10 protein-coding genes are annotated in these 16,644 nt (G+C 34.6%); 7 read left to right on the top strand and 3 right to left on the bottom strand.

Translation table 11 applies throughout. From position 1 onward, the window contains the following. Positions 1-206: 206 nt before the first annotated feature. Together ACSVH5_RS11695 and gldJ are read right to left on the bottom strand one after the other, a co-directional pair. On the bottom strand, positions 207-1,490 hold the full coding sequence (locus tag ACSVH5_RS11695; RefSeq protein ID WP_438061603.1) for a UDP-N-acetylmuramoyl-tripeptide--D-alanyl-D-alanine ligase: 1,284 nt from the start codon (positions 1,488-1,490) through the stop codon (positions 207-209). A 63-nt stretch (positions 1,491-1,553) separates the two neighbouring features. Then, the gene (gene gldJ / locus ACSVH5_RS11690; RefSeq protein WP_438061602.1) at positions 1,554-3,233 is read right to left on the bottom strand and encodes a gliding motility lipoprotein GldJ; all 1,680 of its coding nucleotides are present in this window, start codon (positions 3,231-3,233) and stop codon (positions 1,554-1,556) included. A 208-nt stretch (positions 3,234-3,441) separates the two neighbouring features. Between gldJ and porU the strand changes: the two genes are divergently transcribed. From porU to ACSVH5_RS11665, 5 genes are all read left to right on the top strand, one after another. Beyond that, positions 3,442-7,272 carry a type IX secretion system sortase PorU gene (gene porU, locus ACSVH5_RS11685; RefSeq protein ID WP_438061601.1) on the top strand — a complete coding sequence of 1,277 codons (3,831 nt, stop codon included), beginning with the start codon at positions 3,442-3,444 and terminating at the stop codon, positions 7,270-7,272. 36 nt (positions 7,273-7,308) lie between these two features. Continuing rightward, positions 7,309-8,454, top strand: coding sequence for a type IX secretion system outer membrane channel protein PorV (porV, locus tag ACSVH5_RS11680; RefSeq protein WP_438061600.1), 1,146 nt, complete (start codon positions 7,309-7,311; stop codon positions 8,452-8,454). A gap of 121 nt (positions 8,455-8,575) precedes the next feature. Beyond that, complete coding sequence (gene cdd, locus ACSVH5_RS11675; protein ID WP_438061599.1) at positions 8,576-9,058, top strand: cytidine deaminase; 483 nt, start codon at positions 8,576-8,578, stop codon at positions 9,056-9,058. Positions 9,059-9,227: 169 nt separating this feature from the next. Continuing rightward, positions 9,228-10,226 carry a pyruvate dehydrogenase (acetyl-transferring) E1 component subunit alpha gene (gene pdhA / locus ACSVH5_RS11670; protein ID WP_438061598.1) on the top strand — a complete coding sequence of 333 codons (999 nt, stop codon included), beginning with the start codon at positions 9,228-9,230 and terminating at the stop codon, positions 10,224-10,226. A gap of 6 nt (positions 10,227-10,232) precedes the next feature. Next, the gene (locus ACSVH5_RS11665) at positions 10,233-11,870 is read left to right on the top strand and encodes a 2-oxo acid dehydrogenase subunit E2 (protein WP_438061597.1); all 1,638 of its coding nucleotides are present in this window, start codon (positions 10,233-10,235) and stop codon (positions 11,868-11,870) included. A gap of 56 nt (positions 11,871-11,926) precedes the next feature. Here the strand turns inward: ACSVH5_RS11665 and ACSVH5_RS11660 are convergent, their stop codons facing one another. After that, positions 11,927-13,159, bottom strand: a complete 1,233-nt coding sequence (locus tag ACSVH5_RS11660) for a glycosyltransferase (protein WP_438061596.1) — start codon at positions 13,157-13,159, stop codon at positions 11,927-11,929. Between the two features lie 111 nt (positions 13,160-13,270). Here ACSVH5_RS11660 and ACSVH5_RS11655 point away from each other — a divergent pair, with 111 nt between their 5' ends. Next, the gene (locus ACSVH5_RS11655; RefSeq protein ID WP_438061595.1) at positions 13,271-13,852 is read left to right on the top strand and encodes a tRNA-(ms[2]io[6]A)-hydroxylase; all 582 of its coding nucleotides are present in this window, start codon (positions 13,271-13,273) and stop codon (positions 13,850-13,852) included. A gap of 22 nt (positions 13,853-13,874) precedes the next feature. Further along, the gene (locus ACSVH5_RS11650; protein ID WP_438061594.1) at positions 13,875-16,631 is read left to right on the top strand and encodes a hypothetical protein; all 2,757 of its coding nucleotides are present in this window, start codon (positions 13,875-13,877) and stop codon (positions 16,629-16,631) included. Positions 16,632-16,644: the final 13 nt, after the last annotated feature.

Raw genomic sequence — 16,644 nt, 5'->3', positions numbered from 1 at the left:
CAAAATGAAGGGTTTTTTTGTGTGTTTATGTTTCTATCATCACGGAAATATAAGGGATCAAGTTCAAAAGTTGGGGATTAAGCAAAAAGATTGGATAATCTGAATAAGAAGTAATCAATTTTCTCTCACTCCTCTAAATTGACTTCTAAAGGCTTTTAAAAGGGGGAAAATAAAAACGCAACCTTTTTAAAAGTTGCGTTGCTTGTTCATAAAACATCTAGTGTTCGCTCTAATGCCATCCCTCTAGATCCTTTAATCAGAAATGTCGAATTGACAAAGGGATGCTCTTTGAGATAAGCAGAAAAATCATCAAATGAAACAAAAAAGTGCAGGTTTTGTGCAACAGCTTTGTTTGCAAAAAAATCTTTCCCTACAAAAAAACTCTGGACATCTGACTCTTTAATCAACCTATCTACAATTTGTTTGTGCTCCACTAAACTAGCGGCACCTAACTCAAACATGTCTCCTAAAACTAAAATCTTATTAGGTTTATCCAACTGAACAAAATTATCAATAGCAACCGCCATACTGCTAGGATTAGCATTGTAAGCATCTAGCACAATGGAATTGGTTCCTTTCTCTAACAACTGGGACCTATTGTTCTGTGGAATATAATTTTCTAACGCTTCTTTTATTGCAGCTTGTGGCACATCAAAGTAAGTGCCAATAGCCAATGCAGCATTGACATTGTTAGCATTATACAATCCTATTAAATGCGTTGTAATCACACCAAATTCATGAGTAATAACCACAAAAGGATTTGCTGTAACTTTTTCAATTTTTACATCAGCAGTTGACTGAAGAGTACTAAAAGTAAAGCGCTTGAAATGTACTGATTTTTCTGCCTGAATAGGGTCATCAAGATTAATAAATACTGTTTTATCATTTTGACTCAAATAAGTATACATTTCACTTTTCCCTTTAATAACTCCTTCTACACCACCAAAACCTTCTAAATGAGCTTTGCCAAAATTGGTAACATACCCGAAATCAGGTGTAGCAATAGAACACAAGAACTCAATCTCTTTCTGATGGTTGGCACCCATTTCAACTATACCAATTTCAGTATTTGAATCAAAAGAAAGTAAGGTCAACGGAACACCTATATGATTATTCAAATTCCCTACAGTTGCCTTGGTATTGAATTTTTTAGAAAGCACCACTTGAATAAGCTCTTTTGTTGTGGTTTTTCCATTACTACCCGTTAGTGCCACAATAGGAATATTTAAAAATACTCGATGAAAACGGGCTAAATCTTGTAACGCAACCAAACTATCCTCAACAACTATAGTTCTTTCGTCTATATAATAATTAGCATTATCAATCAACACATATTTTGCGCCCTTTGACAAAGCTTCGGTTGCAAAAGTATTAGCGTCAAAATTGTCGCCTTTTATGGCTACAAAAAATGAATTAGGTCGAATTTTTCGAGTATCTATTGAAATAGAGTCGCAGGCAAGAAACAATTCATGAATTTTCGCAATTTCCATAATCAGTAGTTTTAAAAAAACAAAAGCCCTAATTAGGGCTTTTGTAAATATAATATGTGTTTTTTAATTTCTTGGTGATCTTTTCTTTTGTGCTTTAGGTCCTACACTAGACATTGCGCATCTAAAACCAATATAATCTGTTGCCATATCTTGTGGCAAATATCTTCTTTGAGCTGGATCCAACCAATAGGCTCTGTCTCTCCAAGATCCCCCTTTGTATACTCGAACTTTGTCGTCTATTAAGGTTGTTCTTTTGGTTGATTTGTCATAAGTTTTTGTCATTCTTCCTAAACTATCAATTTGAACATTGTGTTTAGGAGAGTTGTACATTTTTTTAGAATCTTTACTATTTTTAGATTCTTCTCCTCCAAAATCATAGTAACGAGTAGATTGTCTATCTCCATCTCTGTAATCAATATTGTTGCTCTTATCGAAGTTTTGTCTTAAATAAGTTTCGTTTTCATCTACTGGAACCTGAGCAATTTGACCAGGGTATGCTCTAGCTACCAATTTACCATTACTCAAAGTATCATACTTAATAGTGCTTGTAGTAACGATTTCTATTTTTCCGTCTTTACCAATTTTGTTTTTGGTATAGTTATTTCCTCTATAATAATTGAAATCATTCCATTCATTATCGATTATAGGACGATAAACATCTGCAACCCATTCAGCAACGTTACCAGCCATGTCATACAAACCAAAATCATTGGCAGGATATTTTTTAACTTGGTTAGTAATATCTGCTCCATCATCTGACCAACCAGCAATTCCGCCGTAATCTCCGTTTCCTTGTTTAAAATTAGCCAATTGGTCTCCTCTACTTACACGTTTTGCCGAACGAGTGTAGTTTCCAGACCATGGATATTTTTTTTGTCCTTTATAAATATTATATTCTCTTTGTCCTACATCAGCCGCCGCCGCATATTCCCATTCAGCTTCCGTTGGAAGACGATATTCTGGCAATAAAATTCCAGAAGAACGTTGAGCATATACATTTTTGTGTTCAGTTACCTTGCCATCTTTACTAGCTTTTGGAGCTTTTCTTTTAGCTTTATCTTTCAGCACTATTTCTTCATTACCTCCGTATACTGAAGTAGGCGATGCTAAATAGGTCTCAGAACTAAAAGGACTTTCTGCAGAAACATCGGTTATTTTTGCGTTTTTCTTTAGATAACCGGTTTTCTCTAACATGTTTTCATTTACACGGTCGGTTCTCCATTTTGCAAACTCATTGGCTTGAATCCAGTTAACACCAACGACAGGATATTCAGCATAGGAAGGATGTCTTAAATAGTTATTGGTCATCGTTTCATTATATCCTAAACGATTTCTCCACACCAAAGTATCAGGAGATGCTCCTTCATAGATATTTTTATAATTTTCTTCAGTTGGAGGGAAAACTTTTTTCAACCATTCTAGATACTCTAAGTACATAGAATTGGTTACTTCTGTTTCATCCATATAAAAGGATTGAACATGTTGTTGTGTTGGAGAATTGTTCCAATCGTGCATTACATCATCTTGAACTCTACCCATAGTAAAAGTTCCTCCTTCTACAAAAACCAAACCAGGGCCAGCTTGATTTTTATTTTTATAAGCAACGTTTTTCTGACGATCTAAGTTCCATCCGGTTGCTCTTGAAGCATTACTAGAGCTAGATTTCTTACTACAACTAGCTAATCCTGCAATCAGTAAAATTGATGTGATCAATTTTAAGTTCAAAATTTTCTTTACTTTCATACTATTAATAGGTCATAATTTGGTGCCGCAATATAACAATTAACCTTATACCTACAACACCGATACTTAATAATTTAAACGGGGCTAATTAAATTTATTCAATTCCTCAATACCAACGCAAAAATATATTTTTTATTGTTAAAACCTAGAGTAATTAAATTATTTTTACGTATTAAAATATACGCTACTTATACCCGTTATAGCACCCATGAAACACAAATTACTTGTCTGGTTAATCTACTTATTCCCTTTATTAGTATTGGGGCAAAACAAGGTTACAATAACCATTAATTGGTTTCCAATACAAACAATATCAATGGGTCATTATTATGTTCGCATCCCTACTTTTGATAGTACTAACTTTCAGTTTGATCCCATCAATAAATCGCTAAATTTTGTCACATTGCTCCCTAACTCTTCAGAAAATAATTTTTCTTTAACCAACATTACTTACGAGAAAATTAGTACTGAAGAGCTGGGTGATTTATCCATAACTAGCATACCAGCCACTCCAAATGAAAACTTTCAAAAATCAACTTCACGAGACCTGACCAAGACTCTATTAACACTTTCTCCCATAATCAAGGATGCTACGGGCTTCAAAAAAATCACCTCTTTTTCTTATACAGCATCCCCAAATTTGAATCGAATTTCAAACCAATACAAAGTCCTCGCTACCAGTTCAATCAGTAATTCGGTATTGGCTTCAGGAGATTGGTTTCAATTTCAAATACAAAAATCGGGGGTATATAAAATATCCAAGAATTTTTTGCAACAACTTGGTTTTTCTACCAATGGTGTTGATCCCAAAAGAATCAAAATATTTGGTAATGGAGGAAAAATGATTCCGCTGAACAACAACAATACCTATCCACTAGACATAGAAGAAACACCAATTGAAGTCATTGGAGAAAATGATGGTGTTTTCGATAATAATGACTACATTCTCTTTTATGGGGAAGGGACTGACACTTGGAATGAAGAGAGTAAAACCTTCAACAACCTATTTGAAGATCAGTCATATTATTACATCACCGCTTCAGGTGGAGCAGGAAAAAGAATTCAATCGCTAAATCAACCAACAGGAAGTCCAACCCTAAGTCTAACAACATTTGATGACACACAATTTCATGAAGTGGATCAAATCAATATTGGGCAATTAGGCCGGCAATGGTTTGGTGAAAAATTTGATAGTAACAAAGAACATGAGTTCGATTTTGAATTTCCAAATATTGACACAACTATACCTGTAAAAATTAGTACAGAAACAGCTTCCGCAGGCTTTACCCCAACATCATTCCTTATTGCTGCAAATAATTCTCCTATTGGAACCATAAATTTCCCAGCTCTTACTATCAATTCAGGAATTTCATTTTATACAGGTAACCTTCCAATTACTGCTTCTTTTTTAGGCTCCGAAAAAAGCAAAATAAAATACACTTATAATAATGGAGGCGTTCCAAACGCAATTGGCTATTTAGATTATATAAAAGTGGTAGCCAAAAGAAAACTAGTAGGTTACGGCAAGCAATTTCATTTTCAATACGACAATGCTTTTTCTACAGGTGGAATTGTAGAATATATATTTTCTAATGCCTCAACAATAAATCAAATATGGGATGTAACCAAACTCAATGCTATTCAAAAAATTGAAAATAACAATCAAAGTCAATTTAGCTTTAAAGCCAATCTAGGCGAAATCAGAAAATATATTGCTCTAGATTCGAATGACTTTTTAACTCCATCCCTTTCAAAAAAACCAAAAGTTGCCAACCAAAACATTAAAGGAACCCTTTTCAAAAACAATCTTGGTCAATTTCAAGACATCGATTACGTAATTATCACACCGAATTCCTTACTTAATCAAGCCGAAAAACTAGCCTCTTTCCACAGAAATTATTCTAATTTGAATGTAAAAGTAATCCCAACCGAGTCTATTTATCACGAATTTGCCTCAGGAAAACAAGATATTGGGGCCATACGAAATTGCATTAAATATATATACGACAATGCTTCATCTGCAGATAAAAGAATTAAATATGTGAACCTTTTTGGAGATGCGTCCTACGATTACAAAAACAGAATTCCAAATAACAGCAATATAGTACCTATTTATCATTCGCTTCGAAGTAATGCTTCAGGAGAATCATCTTTTGCTTCAGATGATTTTTTTGGATTAATGGATGCTAACGAGGGTAATATAGTTGGATCTTTTGGAGGTGTTGATATTGCAGTGGGACGAATGATTGTAAACGACAGTAAGCAAGCAGATGAAATGGTTCAGAAAGTAATCGACTATCACGATATAAAATCTTATGGAAATTGGAGAAACAACTTCGTACTCATAGGTGATGATTCAGATGTTCCCTCAGACGCTTCCCTACAAGAAAAACAAAATAATTTAGGAGACTTAATCACGACTGAAAAACCATTTCTAAATGTCTCCAAAATTTTACTTGACTCCTATATGCAAGAAGCATCAGCTGGTGGATTTCGATATCCAAAAGCCAGAATCGATTTATTCAATTCCTTCGAAAAAGGCGCATTAGTTTTTAATTATTTAGGACATGGTGGTGAAGACGGATTGGCTGCTGAACGTATTTGGGAAAAATCAGACGGGCAAAACTTGAATAATCCATTCAAATACCCACTATTTGTAACGATTACTTGTGAGTTTTCTAGATTTGATAATCCTTTACGTCCAACGGCTGGTGAATTTACCTATTGGAATCCAAAAGGTGGTGCTATTGCAATGATTACAACAATACGCTCTATCGGACAGTTCAGTGCTGAAAATTTCAACCCAATATTGACTCGGAATTTACTTTCTTTCGGTTCGAGCACTTACACTTCAATAGCAGAAGCCCTGCGTGTTTCTAAAAACGCGAGTCCCAATTCTTCAACAAACGTGGTGGTTTTTATAGGTGATCCTGCTTTGCAATTGGCTATCCCCAAACCTAAAATCAACTTAACAAAAGTGAACGATGTCAGTATTTTGCAACCAATAGACGACTTCAAGTCATTGGCTAAAATGAAACTCTCTGGTGAAGTAACTGATGAAAACAATAATTTACTGTCTAATTATAATGGGGAAATCGCAACAATTATAACTGATAAATTAGTAACTAGAAATACCCTTAATAATGATGGAAATAGTCCCAGCTTAGCATTTTCAGTTTTAGGAGAAGCCATTTTTAGAGGAAATGGCACAGTAAAAAATGGTCAATTTGAATTTAGCTTTGTCGTCCCAAAAGATATTCGCATTCCAGTTGGTAATGGAAAGATTAGTTTTTATTCAAAAAAAGACAATGCTTTTGAAAACCAAACCGGACAAAATACTACTATTAAAATAGGAGGAATTAATGAAAATGCAGTTGCAGACAATATTAGTCCAAAAGTGAAGTTATATATGAATGATGAAAATTTTGTTTCGGGCGGTACAACCAATCAATCTCCAATATTAATAGCGCAATTGGAAGACGAAAACGGTATTAATACTGCCAGTGGAATAGGTCATGATATTGTAGCTATTTTAGACGGAGATGAGAGCAATCCTATTATTTTAAATGACTATTATGAAACCAAACTAGATGATTTTACTTCGGGTACCATAAGGTTTCCTTTTCGAAATCTTTCAATAGGACATCATACCTTAACCCTTAAAGCTTGGGATGTATATAATAATCCTGTGATAAGTGAAATACAATTTTTGGTCGTTGGAAACGAAACTATAACCCTTACAAACGTTTTGAATTACCCCAATCCATTTGTAAGTTATACCGAATTTTGGTTCACTCATAATAGGCCATTTGAACCATTAGAAGTTCAAGTGCAAGTGATGACCATCACAGGTAAAGTGGTATGGTCCAAAAACCAAATTGTTACTACTGAAGGCTTTTTGTCGAGAGACATAAAATGGGATGGTAAAGATGATTATGGAGATCGACTTGGGAAAGGGGTTTACGTTTATAGATTAACTGTGAAATCTGCACTAAATAGCAAGAAAGCAGAAAAAATCGAAAAATTGGTTATCCTTTAATTTATTCTATATTTGTTCAATGATTTTAATAGCATAATGAAGAAATTTATTTTGATTTTTATTGGTTTAGTTACTACTAATTTAGTGGCACAAGAAAGAGCCATTACTACAGGAGTTCCATTTTTATTAATTGCTGCCGATGCAAGAGCAGCTGGTATGGGCGACCTAGGAGTAGCTACTTCTCCAGACGCTTATTCTCAACAATGGAATCCAGCAAAATATGCGTTTGCTATTGACAAACAGGGGTTTTCGGTGAGCTATACACCATACCTTACCGATATTGTAAATGACATTTCATTAGGTCAAGTTACCTACTATAACCGAATAAACAACAGAAGTGCTTTCGCTGGTAGTCTACGATACTTTGGCTTAGGAGAAATTGAACTTCGCGAAAATGCCAATGATATCCCAAGACTAGTATCTCCAAACGAATTCGCACTAGACGGATCTTATTCTCTACAATTAAGTGATAAATTTTCAATGGCTGTAGCAGGAAGATTCATTCACTCCAACCTAAAAGTAGCATCAGACAATGGAGATGCTTCGCCAGCTAGCACATTTGCAGTAGACATAGCGGGCTATTATCAATCCGAAGAATTAGCCTATGCTGACTTTAATGGTCGCTGGAGAGGAGGCTTCAATATTCAAAATTTGGGACCAAAAATCAGCTACGACAATGATGAGTTCAGCACAAATTTCTTGCCTGCTAATTTAAAGATTGGAGGAGGATTCGATTTCATTTTAGACGAATATAACAAAATAGGTGTCAATTTAGAATTCAACAAATTATTAGTGCCCACTCCACAATACGAAAGCACCGATACCAATGCAGAATCGATTCAAAAAACAGAAGATTATCGTAGAATTGGATGGGCTTCTGGAATTTTTAAATCCTTTGGTGACGCACCTGGTGGGTTTAGCGAAGAATTAAAAGAAATAACGTATGCCTTTGGAGCCGAATACGAATACCAAGATGCTTTCTCATTGCGTTCAGGTTATTTTCACGAAAGTGACGAAAAAGGAGCGAGAAAATTCTTGTCTTTAGGAGCTGGATTCAAATATAATGTGGTCAAAGTAGATGTATCCTATTTGTTTTCTGCTTCACGAGTTAAAAATCCTTTAGAGAATACCTTGCGCTTTTCTTTAACCTTCAATTTTGGAGACAAATACGAAAATTACTAGAAAACGCATTAAATTGGTAATAAATCCAAATTTCAAAAGCATTAGCCTTGAAATTTGGATTTTTTTTCCTCAACAATGAACACGACTTTTTTATAATGCCTACTTAATAAAATATAGAATTATGAAAGAAATTAATCTCACAACTTCATTCAAACAATTTGATACAATAATTGAATTACCCAATGAAATTCAAGACTTAATGCAAGAAGCGATTGCTATCCGCAAAAGCGCTTATGCTCCTTACTCAAATTTTAGAGTAGGAGCCGCTTTACTTTTGGAAAACAACAAAATAGTTTGTGGTTCCAACCAAGAAAATGCGGCATATCCTTCTGGTCTTTGTGCAGAACGTGTGGCATTTTTTTATGCGGGAGCAAATTATCCTGGTGTGAAAATAAAGAGTATGGCCATTAGCGCTGCCTCTGACACTAACCCAACTACAGAACCCATTCCACCATGCGGCGCTTGCAGACAAGTTATAGCCGAATATGAAATTAAACAAGACCAACCTATTGAAATTTATTTTATGGGAGAAACAGGTGTAATCTACCAGTCTGATTCACTTAAAAACCTACTTCCTTTTATGTTTAACAAAAAATTCCTCTAATCAGAATAAAAACTGGTAGTTAAATTTTATTGCTTACTAGGAATGTCTTATTTTTGCATTTCGCGATTTTGTGTTGGATTAGAAGTTCAGATTTCAGAAACTGTATTTCTATAAAATAAATTTTACACCATTTCGAATAGTATTAACACTTACAAAAGAATTATTTCAGATGAAAGAAGTTACGAAAGAAGTATATTTAAAGTGGTATGAAGACATGCTTCTTTGGAGAAAGTTTGAAGACAAACTAGCTGCTCTTTACATACAACAAAAAATAAGAGGTTTTCTTCATTTGTACAATGGTCAAGAAGCCGTTTTAGCAGGAGCACTCCATGCTATGGATTTGACAAAAGACAAAATGATTACCGCCTATAGAAACCACGTACAACCAATCGGAATGGGAGTTGACCCAAGAAGAGTAATGGCTGAACTTCTAGGTAAAGCTACAGGTACTTCAAAAGGTATGGGAGGCTCTATGCACATTTTCTCAAAAGAACACCGTTTCTACGGAGGACATGGAATTGTAGGAGGACAAATCCCATTAGGAGCTGGTTTAGCTTTTGGAGATAAATACAACAATACAGGAGGAGTTACTCTTACTTACTTTGGAGACGGAGCTGCTCGCCAAGGATCCCTTCACGAAGCTTTCAACATGGCCATGTTATGGAAATTACCAGTGGTTTTCATTGTAGAAAACAATGGATATGCAATGGGTACTTCAGTTGAAAGAACAGCTAATCACTCCGACATTTGGAAACTAGGATTAGGATATGAAATGCCTTGTGGTCCTGTTGACGGAATGAACCCAGTGAAAGTAGCCGAAGCAATGACAGAAGCTATCGAAAGAGCAAGACGTGGCGACGGACCAACATTCTTAGAAATGAAAACCTACCGTTATAGAGGACATTCAATGTCTGATGCTCAATTGTATCGTTCTAAAGAAGAAATTGAAGAATACAAAAAAATAGATCCAATTACGCAAGTACTAGATGTAATTTTAGATCAAAAATATGCAACAGAGGAAGAAATCGAAGTGATTGACCAACGTGTTAAAGATTTGGTAGAAGAATGCGTAAAATTCTCTGAAGAATCTCCATATCCTGAAGTACAACAACTTTATGATGTGGTATACGAACAAGAAAACTATCCATTCATCCCTCATAAATTATAATCCATTATGGCAACAATTATTACCATGCCTCGTTTGAGCGATACTATGACTGAAGGAACGGTAGCGACTTGGCTTAAAAAAGTAGGTGACAAAGTAAATGAAGGAGATATTCTAGCTGAAATCGAAACAGACAAAGCAACAATGGAATTCGAATCCTTTAATGAAGGAACGCTATTATATATTGGAATACCAGAAGGAGAAACTGCACCTGTAGATTCACTACTTGCAATCATTGGAAATGAAGGCGAAGATGTAACGGCATTAATTGCTGGAGGCGCTACAGCACCTGCACCAGCAGCAACAGAAACTCCAAAAGAGACAGCTGTTGCACCAGCAGCTACTACTACCGCTACAGAACTTCCAAAAGGAGTAATCGTAGTAACTATGCCTAGATTAAGCGATACTATGACTGAAGGTACCGTTGCAACTTGGTTAAAAAAAGTAGGAGATACTGTTGCAGAAGGAGATATCCTAGCTGAAATCGAAACAGACAAAGCCACAATGGAGTTTGAGTCGTTCAACGCTGGAACTTTACTTTATATAGGAATTCAAGAAGGAAATACTGCTCCTGTCGACAGTCTTTTAGCTATAATCGGACCTGCAGGAACTGATATTACTGGAGTGGCAGCTGGCTTTACTGCTGGCGGAACTACCGCTGCACCTGTTGCAACAGAAACAGCAGCTGCACCAGCAACAACAGAAAAAAACATTGAAACTGTTCAAGAGCCAAGCGCCGACGGACAAAGAATATTAGCTTCCCCTCTAGCTAAGAAATTAGCATCAGAAAAAGGAATCCAATTATCACAAGTTAAAGGAAGCGGTGAAAATGGACGTATCACAAAAAGCGATATCGAAAACTTTACACCACAAGCAACTACTGCTCCTCAAGCAGCTCCACAACAAGCACCAGCTGCTAAAACAGAAGCTGTAGCAGCTCCAAAACCTTATGTTCCTGCTGGACAAGTAGCAACAGAAGAGATTAAGAATTCTCAAATGCGTAAAATTATCGCAAAACGTTTATCAGAATCTTTATTCACAGCACCTCATTACAATTTGGTAATTGAAGTGAGTATGGACGAAGCTATGAAATCAAGATCCGTAATCAATACTGTGCCAGATACCAAAGTTTCTTTCAACGATATGGTTATTAAAGCAAGTGCTTTGGCATTAAAAAAACATCCAAAAATCAATTCACAGTGGAAAGAGGATGCTATCACTATCAACTATCACGTAAATATTGGTGTAGCAGTAGCTGTTGAAGATGGTTTAGTTGTTCCTGTATTACCTTTTACTGACGGCATGAGTTTATCACAAATTGGTGCTAGTGTAAGAGATTTAGCAGGAAGAGCAAAAAACAAAAAATTATTACCTACTGAAATGGAAGGAAGTACTTTTACCATTTCTAACTTAGGCATGTTTGGAATTACTGAATTCAACTCTATCATCAATCAACCAAATTCAGCTATTCTTTCTGTAGGAGCAATCGTTGAAAAGCCAGTAGTGAAAAATGGACAAATTGTTGTAGGCAATACTATGATGTTGTCATTAGCATGTGACCATAGAACTATTGATGGTGCGACAGGCGCTCAATTTTTACAGACATTAAAACAATACATAGAAAACCCAGTAACAATGCTAGCATAACAAAGTTTTCTTTATTATAATAATCCCGTTTTGAATTTTTCAAAACGGGATTTTTTTTACTTATTCTTAGCTTCAATCCACTTGGACATATATTTTGTACTAGCAAGCGTATGATGTTGCAAAAGTGCACCGTAAAAATTATTCCGTCGATGTTCGGCAATGGTAGCCAACAAATGCTGTAATCGTTCTATAAAAATACCTTCAAAAAGATCTTTTTGATATCTTTTATACAAAATAGAAAAACCATTTTGTTGTGATGTAAGCCAGCTGGATTTATCAGTATACAATTGAACTGCTGCGTCTACAAATTCTTCAACAGCATCACTAACATAGCCACTCCAAGGTAAATCTCCCTGCATAGATTCTGCACCAATAGTAGTGGTTACATTAGGCGTACCTGTTTGCATCGCTTCTAATAATTTTCCTTTTATACCCGCTCCAAAACGCAAAGGAGCCAAAACTACTTTTGATTGTTGAACTACTTCCTGAGCGTCTTCAGCGCGTCCCATAATAAAAAAATTAGTCTTCGGCTGATGAAGCTGCAGTACTTTTTGAGAAGGATACGATCCGTAAATTTTCAAAGTAGCATTCGGTAGTTTTTGAAGAATTTTAGGCCAAATCGTCTCTTTCAAATATTGAACGGCATTCCAATTAGGCTCATGAAGAAAGTTTCCAATAAAGACAAAACCTTCTCGCTCTTCAAAAGAAGGTAATTTTTTCTCAAAAGAAGCTTCAACTGCATCCAAAAGAATCGGCAAATAAAACAATAGCGAGGGATCAATTTTAAAAACAGTCTGCAGAAGATCCATCTCAAATTCGGATATCATTAATGTCAAATCACATCTCAAAATACACGCAATCTCTCGCTTTGCAACATCTTCAACTAGCAAATCATTGATGGAAAATGGTCGATTTTGCTTAAATGCCTTTTGTCGCGCTATTCGCAAACAATGTAAATCTTCTGTATCTAAAAGTCTAACTGCATCAGGACAATTTTCAATTACTCGCCAACCAAACTGTTCTTCAATCATAAATCGATCAAACAAAACCACATTGGGCTGCATTGCTTTGACAAACGCATCAAAACTAGAATCATTAAGCTTTATAGCGACTTTATGAATACCAAAATTTGATAAATCAACCATAAAATCACTATCTTGAGCTGCACTGGCAAAAGTAACTTCATATCCTTGGTTTTGAAACAAACCAATGAGTTGCATCATTCTACTTCCCGCAGCCGAAGAATTAGGCTCTGGCCAAACAAAACCAATTACCAATAATTTTTTCATGTCAAATTAATTGTGGGTACAAAATAATACTATTTCATTCTGATTCTAGCTTTTTGAAAGAAAAATCAAAACTAAAAAGCTAAATTTGTAATCAATAAATTGAATACTATTATGTTAGGTTTAAAATTAGCTACTGACCCAAGATGGGTAAATATCGTTGAATCAAATATTGAAGAGATTCTAACCGATCATGCTTGGTGCGAACAAAAAGCGGCTTCCAATGCCATATATATTATCATCAATAATTCAGAAAAAGAAGAATTAGTGACCGAAATGACCAGAATTGCTTTAGAAGAAATGGAACATTTTCAAATGGTTCATAACATCATTAAAGAAAAAGGATTGACGTTAGGCAGAGAAAGAAAAGACAATTATGTTAATGATTTAGTCAAATTTGCAAAAAAAGACGGTAGCCGTAACGATGCTTTGGTCGAAAGATTACTTTTTGCAGCAATGATTGAAGCTCGAAGTTGTGAACGCTTCAGAGTGCTTTCCAAAAACATAAAAGACCCAGAACTAGCAAAATTCTACCACGATTTAATGGTAAGTGAAGCTGGACACTATACAACTTTTTTGAAATTTGCCAGACAATATGCTGAAAAAATAGATATTGATAAACGCTGGCAAGAATGGATAGAGTTTGAAAGCTCCATCATTGGAAATTATGGAAAATCAGAAACGGTACACGGATAAATAACCCATACTTTGTTTAAAAATGGCGATAAATATAAAAAACATCTTCTTAAAAACAGTTAAGTATTTAGGAATCGTATGGGGTAGTATTTTGGTTATAATGCTTCTTACCCCTCTTATTTTTTCTGATACCATAAAAGAAGAAGTCAAAAAATACGCCAACACAAAACTTGAAGGTGAATTGAATTACGGCGATGCTAATCTATCGTTTTTTAAACATTTTCCATCATTGACTTTAACCTTAAATGATGTCAATTTAAACGGCTCAACCCCTTTTGAAAAAGAAAAATTTGTATCTGCAAAAGAAATCGCTTTTGGAATCAATGTAACCAGTTTACTTTTTGGAAAAGCTATAGACATTGATCAAATAATTCTTATCGAAGCCAACATCAATGTGAAGGTTGATAAAAATGGTCAAGCCAATTACAATGTGTATAAAGCAAGTGAAGAAGCAACCAAGGAAAATGATGATGAAAGCAGCACAGCATTACAACTTGAGAAAATCGAAATCCTAAACAGCAAGGTAGTTTATGATGACCAATCCACAGCGATTCACCTAGATTTGTTTGATTTTAATTATACCGGAAAAGGAGATTTAAGTTCAGACTTATTTGATTTGTATTCAAAAGTTGCTATTTCTAAAATGAATTTCATCTACGAAAACGAACCCTATTTGATGAATAAAAAAGTAGAGGGTGATTTAATTACAAGGGTTAATGTAAACTCATTGTCTTTTGTTTTTGAAGAAAATAATCTGAACATCAACAAATTATTGGTGGATTTCAAAGGCAAATTTGATTTTCTAAAAGACGGGTACAACATTGATTTTAACATAAAATCAAACGATAGTGAACTCTATGACTTGATTAATGCCTTTCCTCCAAAATTTATTACATGGCTAGAAAAAACAGATGTTAAAGGAAAAACGGACCTGCTTTTGACCCTAAAAGGAAAATACATTGCTTCTCAAAAAATAGCACCGGATTTACATTTGGATTTAAAAATAAAAGACGGTTTTGTCAATTACAATAAAAGTAATTTTCCTGTTTCTAATCTAAATTTAGATTTTAGCGCAAAATTACAATCGCTTGACCCGAACCAATTACTTTTAGATGTAAATGGCATTTCGTTAAATATTGAAAAAGAATACCTAAAAGCAAAATGGCATTCCAAAGGAGTTGAAAATATTGAAATGAATGGAGAATTGTACAGCTTTATTGATTTAGAAAAACTAAATAATGCATTAGGAATTCCAAATCTAACCGTAAAAGGGCTTTTGACTGGAAAAGGAACAATGAACGGAACCTATAATGCAAAAACTAACAGTTTTCCAATTGCTGATATTGCTATTGATCTTAAAAATGGATTTATTCAAACAGAATATTATCCCAATCCTATCACCAACATCAATTGCAATGCTACCATAAAAAATCAAAAAGGATCTATTGATGATTTAAAAGTTAAATTGCAACCCGCTAGTTTTACGTTTGAACAAGAACCATTTACAGTCGAAGCTAATTTAGAAAATTTTAAAGATTTGAGTTATGATGTAAAGGCAAAAGGCGTTTTAAACATCAGTAAAATATACAAAGTTTTTTCTCAAAAAGGATTAGATGTTGATGGATACATTAAAACTGACTTGGCTCTTAAAGGCAAACAAAGTGATGCTGAAAAAGGAAATTATAGTAAACTCAACAGTAAAGGAACACTCGAAATCAGGAATATTGCTGTAGCCACAAACTATCTTCCTAAAAAATTTTTAATCAAAGAAGGCATATTCAAATTCAATCAAGACAAAATGTCCTTCAATACATTTATAGCAAGTTATAGTCAATCTGATTTTAAATTGAATGGTTACTTGAAAAATGTATTTAATTTTTTAAGCCCAAGAAAAGGAACACTAAAAGGTGCATTTACTTTACAGTCAAAATATATTAATGCGGATGAGTTTATGAGTTCTAGAGCAACAACCACAGCTACTGTAAACTCAACTAAAGAGAACCCCGCTAAGTCAACAACTAGTACAGGAGTCATAATTATCCCTAAAAATCTTGATTTGCAATTCAAAGCTATTGCTCAAAAAGTAGATTTTCAAGAATTACATCTTAGCAAAGCCAATGGTGATTTGAAAATGAAAAACGGTAAATTATACCTCCAAAACACCAATTTTGACCTGATTGGGTGTCAAGTTGGAATGAACGGATTATATGAAAGCTTAACAACTAAAAAAGCTTTGTTTGAATACCAAATTAAGGCTACAGACTTTGATATTAAAAGAGCCTATAAAGAAGTTAAAATTTTTCGAGAGATGGCAAGTGCCGCTGAAAAAGCTCAAGGAATCGTTTCTTTAGATTATAAACTTAAAGGGCGTTTGAATGTAAATATGGAACCCGTATTCCCCTCTTTAGTAGGAAACGGCATTTTATCTGTAAAAGATATTAAACTCTATGGAATGAAAATGTTTACTGTAGTGGGAAGCCAAACCAATAACGATAAAATGAAGAATCCTGAACTTTCTAAAGTTGACATTAAAAGTTCAATTAAAAATAATATCATCACCATCGAACGTTTCAAATTCAAATTTGCAGGCTTTAGACCAAGAATAGAAGGAACTACAAGTTTAGATGGTCGACTAAATTTAAAAATGAGGTTAGGACTTCCTCCCTTGGGCATAATAGGAATACCAATAACTGTTACAGGCAACAAGGATAATCCTATTATAAAAGTAGGAAAAGAAACCAAAGATTTAGAGGAAACAGAAGATAAAGAGATTGAATAAGCAACCAGTTTTT

Origin of the sequence: Flavobacterium sp. RSSA_27, assembly GCF_051547125.1 — a bacterium.
Taxonomy (GTDB): Bacteria; Bacteroidota; Bacteroidia; order Flavobacteriales; family Flavobacteriaceae; genus Flavobacterium.
This window is presented reverse-complemented; position numbering and strand designations above follow the sequence as displayed.

What these genes read in the sequence shown, in the direction of transcription:
- ACSVH5_RS11695 (WP_438061603.1), bottom strand. Translation starts at nt 1,490, where the DNA reads ATGGAAATTGCGAAAATTCATGAATTGTTTCTTGCCTGCGACTCTATT.
- gldJ (WP_438061602.1), bottom strand. Translation starts at nt 3,233, where the DNA reads ATGAAAGTAAAGAAAATTTTGAACTTAAAATTGATCACATCAATTTTA.
- porU (WP_438061601.1), top strand. Translation starts at nt 3,442, where the DNA reads ATGAAACACAAATTACTTGTCTGGTTAATCTACTTATTCCCTTTATTA.
- porV (WP_438061600.1), top strand. Translation starts at nt 7,309, where the DNA reads ATGAAGAAATTTATTTTGATTTTTATTGGTTTAGTTACTACTAATTTA.
- cdd (WP_438061599.1), top strand. Translation starts at nt 8,576, where the DNA reads ATGAAAGAAATTAATCTCACAACTTCATTCAAACAATTTGATACAATA.
- pdhA (WP_438061598.1), top strand. Translation starts at nt 9,228, where the DNA reads ATGAAAGAAGTTACGAAAGAAGTATATTTAAAGTGGTATGAAGACATG.
- ACSVH5_RS11665 (WP_438061597.1), top strand. Translation starts at nt 10,233, where the DNA reads ATGGCAACAATTATTACCATGCCTCGTTTGAGCGATACTATGACTGAA.
- ACSVH5_RS11660 (WP_438061596.1), bottom strand. Translation starts at nt 13,159, where the DNA reads ATGAAAAAATTATTGGTAATTGGTTTTGTTTGGCCAGAGCCTAATTCT.
- ACSVH5_RS11655 (WP_438061595.1), top strand. Translation starts at nt 13,271, where the DNA reads ATGTTAGGTTTAAAATTAGCTACTGACCCAAGATGGGTAAATATCGTT.
- ACSVH5_RS11650 (WP_438061594.1), top strand. Translation starts at nt 13,875, where the DNA reads ATGGCGATAAATATAAAAAACATCTTCTTAAAAACAGTTAAGTATTTA.